A 16,513-nucleotide genomic window follows, 5' to 3' on the forward strand; every position below is an offset into this window, starting at 1 on the left:
CCCTAGACCGCGGGCCGCAGGTGCGCCCACGGCCGCGCCCGCTCCAGCTGCGCCGCCAGGGCGAGCAGCAGCGGCTCGGACCCCGGCCGCCCGACGAACTGCACGCCCAGCGGCAGCCCGGACGCCGTCCGGTACAGCGGCACCGACGACGCGGGCCGCCCGGTCAGGTTCGCCAGCTGGGTGTAGGGCACCGGGGCGAAGTTGGCGTCGACCAGGCTCTCGACCAGGCCGAGCCGTCCGAACAGGCCGGATGCGCCGGCCCGCAGCAGCGCCTGCGCGCCGATCCGGGCCGGGGCGGGCAGTGCCAGCTCCCCGATCGGCCACGGCGGCCGGGCCAGGGTCGGGGTGAGGAGCAGGTCGTAGCGCTCGTGGAACGCGGCCAGCGCGCGGGTGTGGTCCTGGCGGCGGGCGAGCGCGGCGAGGTAGTCCGGCGCGGGGGTGGCGCGGCCGATCGCGGCCATGACCCGGGTCTCGGTCTCGAAGGCGTCGTCGCCGCAGCCGGTCAGCGCCCGCGCCGACGCCACCTGCGCCGAGATCGTGGAGAACCAGGTGGTGAGGAAGTCGGTGGCCAGCGCCCGGCCGTCGAGGGCGGGGGCGGACTCCTCCACGACGTGCCCGAGCGAGGTCAGCAGCTCGGCGGCGTCGGTGGCCGCGGCGACCGCTTCGGGGTCCACGTCGGTGCCCAGCGGCGCGGCGGTGGCCAGCCCGATCCGCAGCGGCGCCGGGTCGTCCCGGACGGCGTCGACGTACGGGCGCTCCGGCGGACGCACGACGTAGGGGCCCTCCGGTTCCGGACCGGCCGTCACGTCGAGCAGGGCCGCGGAGTCCCGCACGGTCCGCGACAGCACACCCTGCACCGCCGCGCCGTGGAAGCCCTCGGCGACGTCCGGCCCGGACGGCGTCACGCCGCGGCCGGGCTTGAGCCCGAACAGCCCGCAGGCGGCGGCCGGGATGCGGATGGAGCCGCCGCCGTCGCTCGCGCCGGCCGCGGGGACGATCCCGGCGGCGACGGCCGCGGCGGACCCGCCGGAGCTGCCGCCGGGGGTGCGGCCGGGGTCCCACGGATTGCGGGTCGGGCCGCCGAGCGCGGGTTCGGTGACGGCGCGGGCACCGAACTCGGGCGTGGCGGTCCGTCCGAACACGACGAGACCGGCCTCGGTCCAGCGCCGGACCACCGTCGAGGTCTCGGGGCGCGGGTGGTCGGCGAGCGGACGGGAGCCGGACGCCGTCGGGACCCCGGCGATGTGCTGGGCGAGATCCTTCACCAGGAACGGGACGCCCGCGAACGGCCCGGTCAGCGGGCCACGTGCGCGGGAGCGGGCGGCGTCGTCGAGGCGCAGCCGGATGGCGTTGAGGCCCGGCTCGACGGCGTCGGCGCGGGCGACGGCGGCCTCCAGCAGGTCGGCCGCGCTCACCTCACCCGCGGCGACGAGTGCGGCCAGCCCGACGGCGTCGTGGCTGCGGTAGTCGTCCCAGGAGATCCCCACGGCGGGGATACAAGCAGATCGGTCAGGGAGTGGACACCGGGGCGGGCGCGGGCGCCGGCAACGCGTCGGACGTGCCGGTGACCCCGGCGACGACACCGAGGGCCAGGACGACCGCGGCCGCCGCGCCCAGGACGGCGGGCAGCACCGGCCGGGTGCGGGCCGGGAAGTCGGGCAGCCGGAAACCACCGGAGGTTCGGGTGCCGCCGCCCTCGGGCAGCGGCGCCGCGCGGAACGGCTCGGGGAGCCGCTGGACGGCCGGGGCCTGTGCTGCGGGTCCCGACGGGAATCGCGCGGGCGGGCGCTGCACCGCCGGGGGCCGGCCCGCCACGGGCTGCCGGGGCGCCGTCGGTCGGAACGGGTGTCGCGGGGCCGCCGCGGCGTACTGCCCGGGGACGTAGGCGCCCGGGGCCTGCCGGGGCGGGACGCCGACCGGCCGCTGCCGGCCGGGACCGGCCGCGTCGCGGGGACGCGGGACGACGGGCAGCGCGGTGGTGGGTGCGTAGTCGGAGGACCCGCCGCCGGGCGCCGTGTCCGGCGCGGCCGCACGGGGGGCACGGGGCTCCGGCGTCTCCGGCTCCGCGTCCGGGGTGGGCGCGGCCGCGGTGTCCGTGTCGGAGTCCGGGGCGGAGGAGGCCGGGACGTCGGCGGCGACCGGTGCGTCGGCGTCCGAGGACGACCGGGCCGCCGGCAGCGCGACCTGCTCCCCCGGGCCGGTCCCGGTGACCACGTCGTCCCCCGGGCGCGCCGGTGACGGCACCTCGACCGGGCCGCCCTGGAGCGGCACCGACGGCGTCCCACCGGTGTCGGTGAGCGTGTGGCGGGGCTTCTGGGACGGGGTCTCGCTCATGGGTCCTCTTCCGCAGGGGGAGCTCTGCTCTGGGAGTTCCATCGCTCGCGGTACCCCGAACCGTTACGGAACAGCGACCCGGGGACACGCAACCACCCCGAACGGTCCGCTCAGCGGCGGGCCATCTGCTGGAGCCGCGCGATCCGGTCCTCGATCGGCGGGTGGGTGGAGAACCACCTCGCCATCTTCTCGCCGGGCCGGAACGGGTTGGCGATCATCAGGTGCGACTGCGCGGTGAGCCGCGGGTCCGGGGGCAGCGGGGCGGCCGCGGTGCCGTACTTGAGCTTGTGCAGCGCCGAGGCCAGGCCCAGCGGGTCGCCGGTGAGCTCGGCGCCCGACGCGTCGGCCTGGTACTCCCGGGACCGGCTGACGGCCATCTGCACGACGCCGGCCGCGATCGGCCCCAGCATCGCGACCAGGATGATCGCGATCGGGTTCGGGCGGTCCTCGTCGCCGCCGCCGAAGATCGAGGCGAACATCGCGAAGTTCGCGAGGAACGACACCGCCGAGGCGAGCGCACCGGCGATCGAGGAGATCAGGATGTCGCGGTTGTAGACGTGGCTGAGCTCGTGGCCGATGACGGCGCGCAGCTCGCGCTCGTCGAGCAGGTGCAGCAGACCGGTGGTCACGCAGACCGCGGCGTGCCGCGGGTTGCGGCCCGTGGCGAACGCGTTCGGCGCGTCGGTCGGGCTGATGTGCAGCGACGGCATGGGCTGGCGGGCCCGCTGGCTCAGCTCGCGGACGATCCGGAACAGCTGCGGGTACTCGGCCTCGGTGATCGGCTGGGCGTGCATGGACCGCAGCGCCGTCTTCGCCGAGTTGAAGTAGGCCCACCCGTTCACCGCGAACGCGATGACGAGCGCGATGACCAGTCCGCCGCGCCCGCCCAGGACCCCGCCGATCGCGAGGATCAGGGCGCTCATCGCGCCGAGGAGGACGGCCGTCTTCAGACCGTTCATGTGGCTGTGCACGCCGGGGTCGCCTTTCCGTGCGGTCCTGCGGGGGTCACCCGGGTCAACGGACGAACCGGGCGCCGCGTTCCCGGGTGTGACCCGCCCCGGCCGCGGCTCAGCGCGCGTGCCGCTCCCGGAAGCGGGTGCCCTCGGGGGCGTGGCGGCGGAAGTGGTCGAGCGTGACGCCGAGGAAGAGCGCCGTCGCCGACACCGCGACGGTGCCGTCCGGGGCGTCGAGCCTGCCCGTGCCGCGGACCCACAGCTTGCGCCCGTCGACCGACTCGATCACCGCGTCGAGGTGCAGCGTCGTGCCGAGCGGCACCGGCGCCCGGTAGCGGGTGGTCAGCTCCGCGGTCACGTAGTGGCCGTCGAGGTGGTGCTGGAGCGCGCCGAACAGCTCGTCCATCGCCGCGGCCAGCACCCCGCCGTGCACCAGCCCGGGCGCGCCCTCGTGCGCGTCGGCGACGACGACCGCCCCCGTCACCCGGGCCCGCCCGTCGGAGTCGGGGCCGGGATCGGCGAAGCGCATCCGCAGCCCGCCGGGGCCGTCACCGCAGGCGAAGCAGCCGGCGTGGTGGCGGGGCAGCTCGGCCCGCCCGGTCACCTGTGCACCCGTCACGTGCGGGAGGCTAACCCGGCGTGGAAGAGTCGGGCCCATGAGCGACGGCGATGTCACGACAGAGGTCCGCACCGAGGTCACCGACGGTGTCGCGGTGCTCACCGTGTCCAACCCGGCACGACGCAACGCGCTGAACCTGGACCTCTCGCAGAAGCTCGTCGCCGCCGTCGAGGCCGCGAACGCCGACGACTCGGTCGGTGCGATCGTCGTCACCGGGCAGGCACCCGCCTTCTGCGCGGGCGGTGACCTCGCCGAGCTGCAGGAGGCCGACCCGGCCACGCTCAAGCGCGTCTACTCCGGATTCCTCGCCATCGCCTCGTCCCCGCTGCCGACCCTGGCCGCGGTCAACGGCGCCGCCGTCGGCGCCGGGATCAACCTGGCACTGGCCTGCGACGTCCGGCTGGCCGGCCCGACCGCGAGGTTCGACGTCCGCTTCATGCAGCTGGGCCTGCACCCCGGCGGCGGCTACACGTGGATGGCCCAGCGCGCCCTCGGCGCCCAGGGCACCGCGGCGATGACCCTGTTCGGCGACGTCCTCGACGCCCGCGAGGCCGAGCGCGTCGGCCTGGCCTGGCGCGCCTACGACAGCGACGAGGACCTGATGGCAGGCGCCCACGAGCTCGCGGGCCGGGCGGCCGCCGCACCGCGGGATCTGATCGTCACCACCAAGGCGACGATGCGGATCACCTCCCGGCTCACCGCGCACGCCGACGCCACCGACGTCGAGGTCCGCGCGCAGGCCGAGACGGTGCACTCCGAGGCGTTCGCGGAGCGCGTCGCGGCGCTGCAGAAGAAGATCAGCAAGAAGTGATACGCGACACGAACGTAATCCGGGTTATGTGACGTGACCCCGGGTCTCCGGACAGGGGGCCGAACCGGGAGTTAACCTCGATGCATCGAGGGACAATTCGACGCCGAACTGGGGACCATCAGCCCATGACGACCAGCGACACTCCCGTCGAGGCACGCGACTCCGAGGTCGTGCAGCGCGACCGGGTGGTCATCCGGTTCGCCGGCGACTCCGGCGACGGCATGCAGCTGACGGGTGACCGTTTCACCTCCGAGACCGCGAACTTCGGCAACGACCTGTCGACGCTGCCGAACTTCCCCGCGGAGATCCGGGCGCCTGCCGGGACCCTGCCGGGGGTGTCGTCGTTCCAGCTGCACTTCGCGAACTACGACATCCTGACCCCCGGTGACCGCCCCGACGTGCTGGTCGCGATGAACCCGGCGGCGCTGAAGGCCAACATCGGCGACCTGCCCCAGGGCGGGGTGCTGATCGTCAACACCGACGAGTTCACGAAGCGGAATCTGACCAAGGTCGGCTACGCGGCGAACCCGCTGGAGGACGGCTCGCTCGAGCCCTACGCGGTGCACGGGGTCGCGATGGCGACCCTGACCCGCGGGGCGCTGGAGGAGACGGGGCTGTCGAAGAAGGACGCCGAGCGGGCGAAGAACATGTTCGCCCTGGGTCTGCTGTCCTGGATGTACCACCGCCCCTCGGAGTCGACCGAGCGGTTCCTGCGGGAGAAGTTCGCGAAGAAGCCCGACATCGCCGAGGCCAACATCCTGGCGTTCCGCGCGGGGCACGCCTACGGGGAGACGACCGAGGCGTTCGCGGTGACCTACGAGGTCGCGCCGGCCCGCCTGGCACCGGGGACCTACCGGCAGATCACCGGGAACGTCGCCCTGGCCTACGGGCTCATCGCCGCGGGGCGGACGACGAGCCTGCCGGTGTTCCTGGGGACCTACCCGATCACCCCGGCCTCGGACATCCTCCACGAGCTGTCCAAGCACAAGGCCTTCGGCGTGACCACGTTCCAGGCCGAGGACGAGATCTCCGGTGTCGGCGCCGCCCTCGGCGCAGCCTTCGGCGGGGCACTCGGCGTGACCACCACGTCGGGGCCGGGGATCGCGCTCAAGGCCGAGACCGTCGGCCTGGCCGTCGCCCTGGAACTGCCGCTGCTGGTCATCGACGTGCAGCGGGGTGGGCCCTCGACGGGGTTGCCGACCAAGACCGAGCAGGCCGACCTGCTCCAGGCCCTGCACGGGCGCAACGGAGAGGCGCCGCTGCCGGTGATCGCCCCCTGCACGCCGGGGGACTGCTTCATCGCCGCGGTCGAGGCCGCCGCGATCGCGGTGAAGTACCGCACCCCAGTCATGCTGCTGTCGGACGGGGCCCTGGCCAACGGTTCGGAGCCGTGGAAGATCCCCGACGTCGAGTCGTTGCCGACGGTGGACCCGGGGTTCGCGACCGAACCCAACGCCCCCGACGGGTCCGGGGAGTTCTGGCCGTACCTGCGTGACCCCGAGACCCTGGCCCGGCCGTGGGCGATCCCGGGCACCGCCGGGCTGGAGCACCGGGTCGGTGGGCTGGAGAAGGCCGACGGGCGCGGCTCGATCTCCTACGACCCCGACAACCACGACCGCATGGTCCGGCTGCGCCAGGCCAAGATCGACGGCATCGACGTCCCCGACCTCGTGGTCGACGACCCCGACGGCGACGCGGACTTCCTCGTCATCGGCTGGGGCTCGACCTACGGCCCGATCAACGCCGCGGCGCGGCGCGTGCGCAAGCTGGGCCACTCCGTCGCCACGGTGCACCTGCGCAACCTCAACCCGATGCCGGCCAACCTCGGCGAGATCCTGGGCGGCTACCGCACGGTGCTCTGCCCCGAGATGAACCTCGGTCAGCTCGCCATGCTGCTGCGCGCCGAGCACCTGGTCGACGTCAAGAGCTACACCAAGGTCGCCGGGCTCCCGTTCGGGGCCGAGGAGCTCCAGGACGTGTTCCTGGACTACCTCACCGGCAAGCACCCGGAGTCGGCGTCCGACATCGCCAACGAGACCACTGGAGCGCAGGCATGACCGCCACCGACCTGGGCCTGCCGTCCATCGGCGGCCTCGACGGCGTCCCGACCACGGACGCGAAGCAGACCGCGAAGGACTACACCTCCGACCAGGAGGTCCGCTGGTGCCCCGGCTGCGGCGACTACGCCGTCCTCGCCGCCGTCCGCCAGTTCCTCCCCACCCTGGGCATCAAGCGCGAGAACACCGTCTTCGTCTCCGGCATCGGCTGCAGCTCGCGGTTCCCGTACTACCTCAACACCTACGGGATGCACTCCATCCACGGCCGCGCCCCGACCATCGCGACCGGTCTCGCGACCAGCCGCGAGGACCTCAGCGTCTGGGTCGTGACCGGCGACGGCGACGCGCTCTCCATCGGCGGCAACCACCTGATCCACGCGCTGCGCCGGAACGTCAACATCAAGATCCTGCTGTTCAACAACCGGATCTACGGGCTGACCAAGGGCCAGTACTCCCCGACCTCCGAGGTCGGGAAGGTCACCAAGTCCACCCCGATGGGATCGCTGGACCACCCGTTCAACCCGATCTCGCTGGCCCTCGGGGCCGAGGCGAGCTTCGTCGGACGGGCCCTGGACTCCGACCGCAAGAGCCTCACCGCCGTGCTGCAGGCCGCCGCCGAGCACCGCGGCTCCGCCCTGGTCGAGATCTTCCAGGACTGCCCCATCTTCAACGACGGCAGCTTCGACGTGCTCCGCAAGGGCGACACCGACAACCGGCTCATCCCCGTCGTCCACGGTGAGCCGATCGTCTTCGGCGCCGAGGGTTCGCACGCCGTCGTGCAGGACGGGTTCAAGCTCAAGGTCGTCGAGACCGCCTCGGTGGACGCCTCGCAGATCGTCGTGCACGACGCCGCCGACCACGAGCTGGCCTTCGCCCTGTCCCGGCTCTCGGACCAGGACCTCACCCACACCGTCACCGGGATCTTCCGCAACACCGACCGCACCACCTACGACGACGCCGCCCGCGCCCAGGTCCAAGCGGCCAAGGACGCCAAGCCCGACGCGGACCTGCAGGCCCTGCTGAACGGCCGCGACACCTGGACCATCGTCTAGGTCCCGGCCCGTGACACACCGCGGCCCCGGTACTCCTCGGAGTACCGGGGCCGTCGTGTGTCCGGAGGCGGTGGGTCTCAGCGGGCCCCGGGGCGTTCGTGCCAGGCGATGAACCCGGCCGCCCGTGCGGCGCCCTCCGCGGTGAAGTACAGGTCCGCGCGGGTGCGGACGTAGTACGGCGACTCGGGCGGGTGGAACCGCCGCGAACCGCTGTGCACCTTCACCCGGTGCGTCTCGGGCGGGTCGCCGCCGTCGGTGGGGGCGAGCACCGAGTCCGGGTACGGGCCGGGACGCACACCCGGGGGCAGCGGCGCGGACGCCGCGGACGGGCCGATGATCATGGAGTCGAGCGCCGCCAGCGCCGAGCCGCCGGCGCCCTGTCGCGGCCGCGACGGGATCGGCAGCGGTGCGGGCGGGCCGTCGTCGGCCGGCGCGGGGCCCGGCTCGGGCAGCGGGGCCGGTTCGACGTCGTCGCGCAGGGCGTGGCGGCCGGCCGGCTCGTCGTCCTCGGCCGATCCCTCCGGCGACGCCGGGTCGCTCTCGGGGCGCGGGAGGGGGACCTCGGGGGCCGTGGCGGCGCTGCCCGGCTCGCCCGGGATCGGGACGGGGCCGGCCGCGCCGTCGTCCACCGGACCGTCGTGGGCCGCACCGTTCTGCACCGCACCGACCTGGGCCACACCGACCTGGGCCACGCCCTCGTGGGCTGTGCCGTCCGGGGCTGTGCCGTCCGGGGCTGTGCCGTCCAGGGCTGTGCCGTCCAGGGCTGTGCCGTCGTGGGCCGCACCGTCGTGGGCCGCACCGTCGTGGGCCGCACCGTCCTGGGACAGGGCAACGGCACCGTCGGACGTGGGCCTGTCGCCGCCACCCGGGCCGGTCCCGCCCGCCGTGACGACGTCCCCGTCGGCTCCGTCTCCGGCGGCACCGCGATCCGACACCTCCGGACCGGACGGGTCCGGGGCCGTCGCCGTGGCTCCGGGCGCGACGTCCGGTGGCCGCGTCCCGGGCGCCGGGTCGTCCTCCGTCCCGTCGGACAGCCCGTGCCCAGCCGGCGCATCGCTGGTCCCGGTGGGCCCGCCCGCGGTCGCCCCGGGGCCGGACCACTCCTCCGCACCGTCCGCCGAGGAGGGCTGCGGTGCGACGTCCGGCGACGGCGCGTGCGACCCGGCCGCCGCGGCGGACGGGTCGACCACCCCCGCGGTGTCGAACAGCGCCACGGTCCCGGGGTCGCGCCCCGGGCCCGGCCCGTCGGGCACCTCCGCCGTGTCGGGCGTCCCCGTGGCCTCCGGACCGCCCTCGACGGTCCCTCCGCGGCGACGGGACACCAGTACTCCCGCCGCCACCAGGACCACGAGCACCGCCAGCAGTACCCACATCCAGCCCATGCCGGACCTCCGTCCGCCCGGGACCGTCCCGGACCGCTGTCGCCGTGCTTGGTATCACGGATCGTGCCCGCCCCGCCGTCGTCTCGCGCGGGAGCACACCCGTACCGGATCATCGTGCCCGTGACCGACCACCCGAAGCGACCATGACCACCGCTCGTTCCCCCGAACGAACCACACCCGAACGGAGCGAGCGGAACCCCGCCGGGCTCACCGCGGGGATCGGCGCGTACGTCCTGTGGGGCCTGTTCCCGGCGTTCTGGCCGCTGCTGGACCCCGCGGCGCCGCCGGAGGTGCTCGCCCACCGCGTGCTGTGGACCGCGGTGCTGATGTCGCTGGTGCTGACCGTGCTGCGCGGCTGGGGCGACGTGCGCGGGCTCGGTGTCCGCGGATGGCTCGCGACGGCCGCCGCCGCGGTGTTCATCGCGGTGAACTGGGGCCTGTTCATCTGGGGCGTGTCGGCGGGCCTGGTCGTCGAGTCCGCGCTCGGCTACTACATGACCCCGCTGGTCGGGGTGCTGTTCGGCGTCCTCGTCCTGCGGGAGCGGCTGCGGCCCGCGCAGTGGGTGGCGCTGGGGCTGGCGGCGACGGCCGTCGTCGTCATCGCCGTCGGGAACGGCACGGTGCCGTGGCTGTCGATGGCACTGGCCTGCTCGTTCGGGATCTACGGACTGTTCAAGGCGACCGCGCCGCTGCCCGCCGCGGCCGGGCTGACCGCGGAGGGCCTCGTTCTCGTCGTGCCGGCCGCGGTGTTCCTGGTCGTCGTGGAACTCTCCGGCGGCGGCACGTTCACCGGGCACGGCCCGTGGCACCTGCTGCTGATGCTGTCCGCGGGCCCGGCGACGGCGCTGCCGCTGCTGCTCTACGGCTCCGCGGCGCGCCGGCTGCCGCTCACGACCCTCGGGGTGCTGCTCTACATCAACCCCACGCTGCAGTTCCTGTGGGGCGTGCTGGTGGTCGGGCAGACGATGGCCCCGGCCCGCTGGGCCGGGTTCGCCCTCGTCTGGCTGGCGCTGGTGGTCTTCACCGTCGACCTGCTGCGACGGCGACGCCCACCGGCCCCTCAGCCCACCCGCTCCACCGTGTAGTCGGTCAGCGTCCGCAGCGCCTCGATCGCCGGGCACGGCGGCAGCACCGCCAGCTCGGCGCGCGCCCGGTCCGCGTACCCGGCGACGGTCTCGCGGGCCTTGACCAGCGCGTCACCGGAGCGGAGCAGCTCCAGCGCCTCGGCCACCTCGTCGTCGTCGCTGATCGGGGCGGCCAGCAGCTGACGCAGCCTGCGCGCGTCGGCGGAGTCGTCGCCGTCGCGCAGGGCGTAGAGCATCGGCAGGGTGTGCACGCCCTCGCGCAGGTCGGTGCCGGGCGTCTTGCCCGAGTCGTCCGACGGCGACGCGATGTCGATGATGTCGTCGGAGATCTGGAACGCCGCCCCGATGACCTCGCCGAAGGTCCGCAGCGCCTCGACGTGCTCGGCGGGTGCGCCGGAGAACATGCCGCCGTAGCGGCCCGAGGTCGCGATGAGCGACCCGGTCTTCTCCGCGACCACCCGCAGGTAGTGCTGCACCGGGTCGTCGGACGCCTTGGGGCCGCGGGTCTCGCGCATCTGACCGGTCACGAGCAGCGCGAACGTCTCGGCGATGATCCGCACCGCGTCCGGCCCCAGGTCGGCGACCAGCCGCGACGCGTGCGCGAACAGGAAGTCCCCGGTCAGGATCGCGATCGAGTTGTCCCAGCGCGAGTTCGCGGACTCCGCGCCCCGCCGCATGGACGCCTCGTCCATCACGTCGTCGTGGTACAGCGTCGCCAGGTGGATCAGCTCCACCACGGCGGCCGCCGTGATCACCTCGTCGCGTTCGGGATGCGGCCCCACCTGCGCCGCGAGCAGCGTGAACAGCGGACGGAACCGCTTGCCCCCCGCGTCGATCAGGTGCAACGAGGTCTCGGTGACGAACTCGTAGTCGCTGTGCACCTCGCGGTGCAGCAGGTCCTCGACCCGCTTGAGCCCGTCAGCGGTGGCCTCGGCCAGGACCGGATCGGCCATCCGGATCCCGGCCACACTCTGTGTCTCCACCCCCACAGCCTACGAACGTCAGCCCGAGAACGCGCCGCTGGCGGCCCATTCGAGGACGGGTGTGGGAAGAATCCCGAGAACGAGGGTCGCCAGCGTGCCCAGGGTGATGGCCACGGTGGTGAACGCCCCGGGCACGACGACGGCCGGACCGTCCTCGGCGGGCTCGGAGAAGTACATGAGCACCACGATGCGCAGGTAGAAGAACGCGGCCACCGCGGACGCGACCAGCGCGATCACCACCAGCGGCACCATCCCGTCCGCCGACGCCGCCGAGAACACCGCGAACTTGGCGGTGAACCCGCTGGTCAGCGGGATGCCGGCGAGCGCGAGCAGCAGGAACGTCATGATCCCGGCGACGAGCGGCGACCGCTTCGCCAGGCCCGCCCAGGCCGCCAGGTCCGAGGCCTCGCCGTCACCGGTGCGGACCAGCGAGATGATCCCGAAGACCGCGATCGTCGTGAAGCCGTAGGCCAGCAGGTAGAACATGAGCCCGGACGTGCCCTGCGGGGTCAGCGCCATCGCGCCGAGCAGGATGAACCCGGCGTGCGCGATCGAGGAGTAGGCGATCATGCGCTTCACGTCGGTCTGGGTGAGCCCCAGCACCGCGCCGACGACCATCGAGACGACCGCGACCACCCACAGCACGCCGCGCCACTCCCAGACGGTGCTGCCGAAGCCGACGTAGAGCACCCGGGCGATCGCGCCGAACGCGGCGACCTTCGTGCAGGCCGCCATGAACGCCGTGACCGGCGTCGGGGCGCCCTGGTAGACGTCCGGGGTCCAGGTGTGGAACGGGGCGACCGAGCCCTTGAACAGCAGCCCCACCAGCAGCAGCGCCAGGCCCGCGAACAGCAGCGTGTCCGACGCCAGGGTGCCCGCGGCGGCCTGGGAGATGGCCGAGAGCCGCACCGAGCCCGCGTAGCCGTAGAGCAGCGCGATGCCGTAGAGGAAGAACGCCGAGCCGAACGCGCCGAGCAGGAAGTACTTGACCGCGGACTCCTGCGACAGCAGCCGGCGGCGCCGCGCCAGCCCGCACATCAGGTACAGCGGCAGCGACAGGACCTCGAGCGCGATGAACATCGTCAGCAGGTCGTTCGCCGCGACGAACGCCATCATGCCGCCGAGCGCGAACAGCACGAACGGGAACGGCTCGGTCTGCATCGTCGGTGTCTCGTCGGGCGCCCCGTAGGAGCGGTCGACGTGCTCGCCGCCGGCCGGGGTGGCCGGGCCGCCGCCGGCTCGGACCGCGGCCCGCTCGGCGGCCGAGGCGACGAACACCCCGCCCGGCTCCACCGACCGGTCCGCGATCAGCAGCAGGCTGGGGATCGCGAGGACGATCAGGGTGCCCCACAGGAACAGCGACGGCGCGTCCACCGACAGCGCGGTGCCGAAGGTCAGCACGGCCGCCGGGGACCCGAGCGCGTACCCGGCCAGCGCGACGAGCGCCGCGACCAGGGTCAGCCCGGTCAGCACGACCTGGACGGGCCAGCGCTGGTGCCGCGGGAGGAACGCCTCCAGCAGCACCGACACGCAGGCACCCGCGAACACGATCCACAGCGGCGCGGTGGCCGCCCAGTCGACCGCGGGCATCTCGATCGGAGCCACCTGGGCGGGGAGAACCAACGAGCTCATCGAGCGATCCCTCCAGCGACGACCGGGTCGGGCAGGCCGAGCTCGGTCATCGTCGCCGTCACCGACGGGTTGATCAGGTCGAGCACCGGGCCCGGGTAGAAGCCGAGCACCACGATCGCGACGATCAGCGGCACGAGCACGCCGATCTCGCGACCCGTGAGGTCGGGGAAGCCGGTGCCCTTGCGCTGCGCGGCGACCGCCGGGTCGATCATCGACCCCGGGCCGCCCACGCCGCCGCGCTCCAGCGCCGCCATGACCGCGGTGCCGCGCACCGGGCCCTGCATCGTGCGCTGGTAGAACCACAGCACGTAGAGCGCGGCGAAGATGATGCCGATCGTCGCGATCACGGTGAACACCGGCCGGTTCGGGAACGAGCCGACCAGCACCAGGAACTCCGAGACGAACGAGTTCGTGCCGGGCAGCGCCAGCGAGCTCATCCCTGCCAGCAGCAGGCAGCCCGCCATCACCGGGGCGAGCTTCGCGACGCCGCCGTAGTCGGCGATCAGGCGCGAGCCGCCGCGGCTGATCAGCACGCCGACCATGACGAACAGCATGCCGGTCGAGAGACCGTGGTTGACCATGTAGAGCGTCGCGCCGGCGAAGGCCTGCGAGGAGAACGCGAACACCCCGAGCGCGATGAAGCCGAAGTGCGCCACCGAGGTGTAGGCGACGAACCGGCCCATGTCGGTCTGGGCGACCCCGAGCAGTGCGGCGTAGACGATCCCGGCGACGGCGAGCACCAGCACCAGCGGCGCCAGGGTCTGCGACGCCTGCGGGAACAGCGGCAGCAGGTAGCGCAGGAAGCCGTAGGTACCGACCTTGTCCAGCACGCCGACCAGCAGCACCGCGCCGACGATCGGGGCCTCGGCACCGGCGTCGGGCAGCCAGGTGTGGAACGGCACGAGCGGCGCCTTGATCGCGAAGGCGACGAAGAAGCCGAGGAACAGCCAGATCTGGGTCGACTCCGGCACGCTCGACGCCATCGCCTGCAGGTCGGCCCAGGTGAACGTGCCCTGGCCCAGCTGCTGCTCGCTGACCACGAACAGCCCGATCAGCGACGCCAGCATGATGAGGCCGCCGAGCAGCGAGTACAGGAAGAACTTGACCGCCGCGTACTGCCGGCGCGGCCCGCCGAAGCGGCCGATCAGGAAGTACATCGGGACCAGCATGGCCTCGAAGAACACGTAGAACAGGAAGACGTCGGTGGCGGCGAAGACGCCGACCAGCGTCGCCTGGGTCGCCAGCAGCAGCGCGAAGTACCCGGCGGCCGAGCGGCCCTCGGGCACCTTCTCCGCCCACGCGAACAGCATCAGGCCGGGCACCAGGAACGCGGTGAGCCCGATCAGCGCCAGCGCGATGCCGTCGACGCCGAACGCGATGTGCGTACCGAACGCGGGGATCCAGGACATCGAGAACTCGAGCTGGAACCGGGCGCCGGCCTGCGCCGCGGGGATGGAGTAGAGCGCCCACGCGACGACGACGAGCACCAGCTCCAGCAGCGCCGTCGCCATCGCGACCGCCTTCGCGAGCCCGGTGTTGGCGCGCAGCGGGTACATGACCAGCGCGCCGACGACCGGCACCAGCAGCAGGACGATCAGGAACGGGTTGCCCCCGGAGCCGGGGACGATGGGAGCCGTGTCCAGGGGGGTCATGAGACGAACCTCACCGCCAGCATCGCGGCGACGACGATGACCGCCCCGCCGAGCATCGAGAGTGCGTAGGACCGGACGAAGCCGGTCTGGAGCCGGCGCAGGCGGCTGGAACCGCCGCCGAACGCCGACGCGGTGCCGTTGACGGCCCCGTCGATCCCGCGGTCGTCGAACCAGGCGAGCGCCCGTGTGAGGACGATGCCGGGCCGCTCGATGAACGCCTCGTTGAAGGCGTTCGCGCCGAGGTCGGCACGGGCCGCGGCGACGACCGGCGACACCCGCTGCGGGCGCTCCACCGGCACCGGGGAGCGGCCGACGAACAGGTAGCCCGCCAGCACGCCGAGCAGCGAGACGCCGACGACCAGCCACGGGATCACCGCGTGCGGCAGGGCGCCGCCCTCGAGCTCGAGGCGCTCCCCCACGACCGGGGCGAGCCACTCCGGGATCATCCCGTAGAGCACGCCGCCGCCGAAGACGGAGCCGACGGCCAGCACGATCATCGGGACGGTCATCGTCGCCGGGGACTCGTGCGGGTGGTAGTCGCGGCCGTCGGTGGACTGCACCGTGCGCCACCGCTCCGCACCGAAGAACGTCATGATCATCAGGCGGGTCATGTAGAAGGCGGTCAGACCGGCCGCGAGCGTCGCGAGCCCACCGAACACCCAGCCCTGCCAGCCCTCCTGCGCGAACGCGGCCTCGATGATCGCGTCCTTGGAGAAGTAGCCGGACAGGAACGGGAAGCCGATCAGTGCGAGGTAGCCGAGGCCGAAGGTCACGAAGGTGACCGGCATCTTCCGCCACAGGCCGCCGAAGCGGCGCATGTCGACGTCGTCGTTCATGGCGTGCATGACCGAACCGGCGCCGAGGAAGAGCCCGGCCTTGAAGAAGCCGTGCGTCAGCAGGTGCAGGATGCCCAGCGCGTAGCCGGCCGGCCCGAGCCCGACGGCGAGGATCATGTAGCCGATCTGGCTGACCGTGGAGTAGGCCAGGACCTTCTTGATGTCGTCGTAGGCGCAGCCGATGATCGCGCCGATCATCAGCGTGACGACACCGATGAGCGCGACGACCAGCCGTCCGGTCTCGGACAGGTTGTAGATCGGCGACGCCCGGGCGATGAGGTAGACGCCCGCGGTGACCATCGTGGCCGCGTGGATCAGGGCCGAGACCGGGGTCGGGCCCTCCATCGCGTCCGGGAGCCAGGACTGCAGGGGGAACTGGCCGGACTTGCCGCAGGCGCCGAGCAGGAGCAGCAGCGTGATCGCGAGGACCGTGCCGCCGCCGACCTCGCCGATGCGGGCGAAGACCTCGGTGTACTGCAGGGTCCCGAGCTCCAGCCAGAGCAGGAAGATCGCGATCGCCAGGCCGACGTCGCCGACCCGGTTCATCAGGAACGCCTTCTTCGCCGCCGTCGCCGCGGAGGGCCGGTCCTGGTAGAAGCCGATCAGCAGGTACGACGCCAGACCGACGCCCTCCCAGCCGAGGTAGAGCATCACGAAGTTGTTGCCGAGGACCAGCACCAGCATCGCGGCGACGAACAGGTTCAGCTGCGCGAAGAACCGCCGCCGGTTCGGGTCGTGGCTCATGTAGCCGACCGAGTAGAGGTGGATGAGCGCCCCGACCCCGGTGATCAGCAGTACGAACGTCAGCGACAGCGTGTCGATCCGGAGCCCGAAGTCGACCTCCAGCGCGCCGGAGGACATCCAGGACCACAGCGACTGCTCGCGCAGCCGCTCGTCGGCGGAGAGACCGAGGATCTGCAGGAATATCGTCACACCGACGACGAACGCGCCGACGACGGTCGCGACGCCGAGCCAGTGGCCCCAGGCGTCGGCCCGCCGTCCGGCGAGGAAGAGCACGAGTGCACCGGCCGCGGGGAGCGCGATCAGCAACCAGGCCAGCGAGGCGGCGCCGGTCGCCTGCGGGGCGGCCTGTGCGAGAAGGACGGTCACCAGCGCG

Annotated in this window: 13 protein-coding genes; 4 read left to right on the plus strand and 9 right to left on the minus strand. The window is 73.2% G+C overall.

The window, feature by feature from the left end:
• Positions 1-2: 2 nt before the first annotated feature.
• The 4 genes from ZF1_RS23935 to ZF1_RS23950 all read right to left on the minus strand — a co-directional run bounded on the left by ZF1_RS23935 (position 3) and on the right by ZF1_RS23950 (position 3,906).
• Entirely contained in the window at positions 3-1,481 is a 1,479-nt protein-coding gene (locus tag ZF1_RS23935) for an amidase (RefSeq protein WP_482638747.1), read from the minus strand.
• Between the two features lie 28 nt (positions 1,482-1,509).
• Complete coding sequence (locus ZF1_RS23940) at positions 1,510-2,334, minus strand: hypothetical protein (RefSeq protein WP_482638392.1); 825 nt, start codon at positions 2,332-2,334, stop codon at positions 1,510-1,512.
• A gap of 110 nt (positions 2,335-2,444) precedes the next feature.
• The gene (gene htpX, locus ZF1_RS23945) at positions 2,445-3,305 is read right to left on the minus strand and encodes a zinc metalloprotease HtpX (protein WP_073576528.1); all 861 of its coding nucleotides are present in this window, start codon (positions 3,303-3,305) and stop codon (positions 2,445-2,447) included.
• A 97-nt stretch (positions 3,306-3,402) separates the two neighbouring features.
• Positions 3,403-3,906: a PaaI family thioesterase gene (locus tag ZF1_RS23950; RefSeq protein WP_251786717.1), complete on the minus strand. Its 504-nt coding sequence runs from the start codon at positions 3,904-3,906 to the stop codon at positions 3,403-3,405.
• Positions 3,907-3,943: 37 nt separating this feature from the next.
• On the opposite strand from ZF1_RS23950, the gene ZF1_RS23955 reads away from it, so the two are divergent.
• From ZF1_RS23955 to ZF1_RS23965, 3 genes are all read left to right on the plus strand, one after another.
• Entirely contained in the window at positions 3,944-4,717 is a 774-nt protein-coding gene (locus tag ZF1_RS23955) for an enoyl-CoA hydratase (protein WP_251786718.1), read from the plus strand.
• Positions 4,718-4,842: 125 nt separating this feature from the next.
• Positions 4,843-6,774, plus strand: a complete 1,932-nt coding sequence (locus ZF1_RS23960) for a 2-oxoacid:acceptor oxidoreductase subunit alpha (protein ID WP_062397963.1) — start codon at positions 4,843-4,845, stop codon at positions 6,772-6,774.
• Positions 6,771-7,826 (plus strand): 2-oxoacid:ferredoxin oxidoreductase subunit beta, encoded by a 1,056-nt coding sequence (locus ZF1_RS23965; RefSeq protein ID WP_482638393.1) that lies wholly within the window; start codon positions 6,771-6,773, stop codon positions 7,824-7,826. Before ZF1_RS23960 ends, ZF1_RS23965 begins: the two co-directional genes overlap by 4 nt.
• 77 nt (positions 7,827-7,903) lie before the next feature.
• Here the strand turns inward: ZF1_RS23965 and ZF1_RS23970 are convergent, their stop codons facing one another.
• On the minus strand, positions 7,904-9,208 hold the full coding sequence (locus ZF1_RS23970; RefSeq protein ID WP_482638394.1) for a sunset domain-containing protein: 1,305 nt from the start codon (positions 9,206-9,208) through the stop codon (positions 7,904-7,906).
• A gap of 143 nt (positions 9,209-9,351) precedes the next feature.
• Here ZF1_RS23970 and rarD point away from each other — a divergent pair, with 143 nt between their 5' ends.
• On the plus strand, positions 9,352-10,293 hold the full coding sequence (rarD, locus tag ZF1_RS23975; RefSeq protein ID WP_482638395.1) for an EamA family transporter RarD: 942 nt from the start codon (positions 9,352-9,354) through the stop codon (positions 10,291-10,293).
• On the opposite strand, the gene ZF1_RS23980 is transcribed toward rarD, so the two are convergent.
• Genes ZF1_RS23980 through nuoL form a run of 4 tightly spaced genes read right to left on the minus strand, consistent with a single transcriptional unit; the run spans position 10,269 to position 16,509 of the window.
• A complete protein-coding gene (locus ZF1_RS23980) occupies positions 10,269-11,246 on the minus strand; it encodes a polyprenyl synthetase family protein (protein WP_062403804.1) in 978 nt (325 codons plus the stop codon). The two genes, rarD and ZF1_RS23980, sit on opposite strands and share 25 nt — an antisense overlap.
• 48 nt (positions 11,247-11,294) lie before the next feature.
• Positions 11,295-12,908 (minus strand): NADH-quinone oxidoreductase subunit NuoN, encoded by a 1,614-nt coding sequence (gene nuoN / locus ZF1_RS23985; RefSeq protein WP_251786722.1) that lies wholly within the window; start codon positions 12,906-12,908, stop codon positions 11,295-11,297.
• Positions 12,905-14,560 (minus strand): NADH-quinone oxidoreductase subunit M, encoded by a 1,656-nt coding sequence (locus ZF1_RS23990; protein WP_482638396.1) that lies wholly within the window; start codon positions 14,558-14,560, stop codon positions 12,905-12,907. The genes nuoN and ZF1_RS23990 overlap by 4 nt, the downstream gene beginning before the upstream one ends.
• Positions 14,557-16,509, minus strand: coding sequence for an NADH-quinone oxidoreductase subunit L (gene nuoL / locus ZF1_RS23995; protein ID WP_482638748.1), 1,953 nt, complete (start codon positions 16,507-16,509; stop codon positions 14,557-14,559). Before nuoL ends, ZF1_RS23990 begins: the two co-directional genes overlap by 4 nt.
• Between the last annotated feature and the right edge of the window lie 4 nt (positions 16,510-16,513).

The sequence above is a fragment of the Pseudonocardia sp. ZF1 genome, assembly GCF_056835605.1.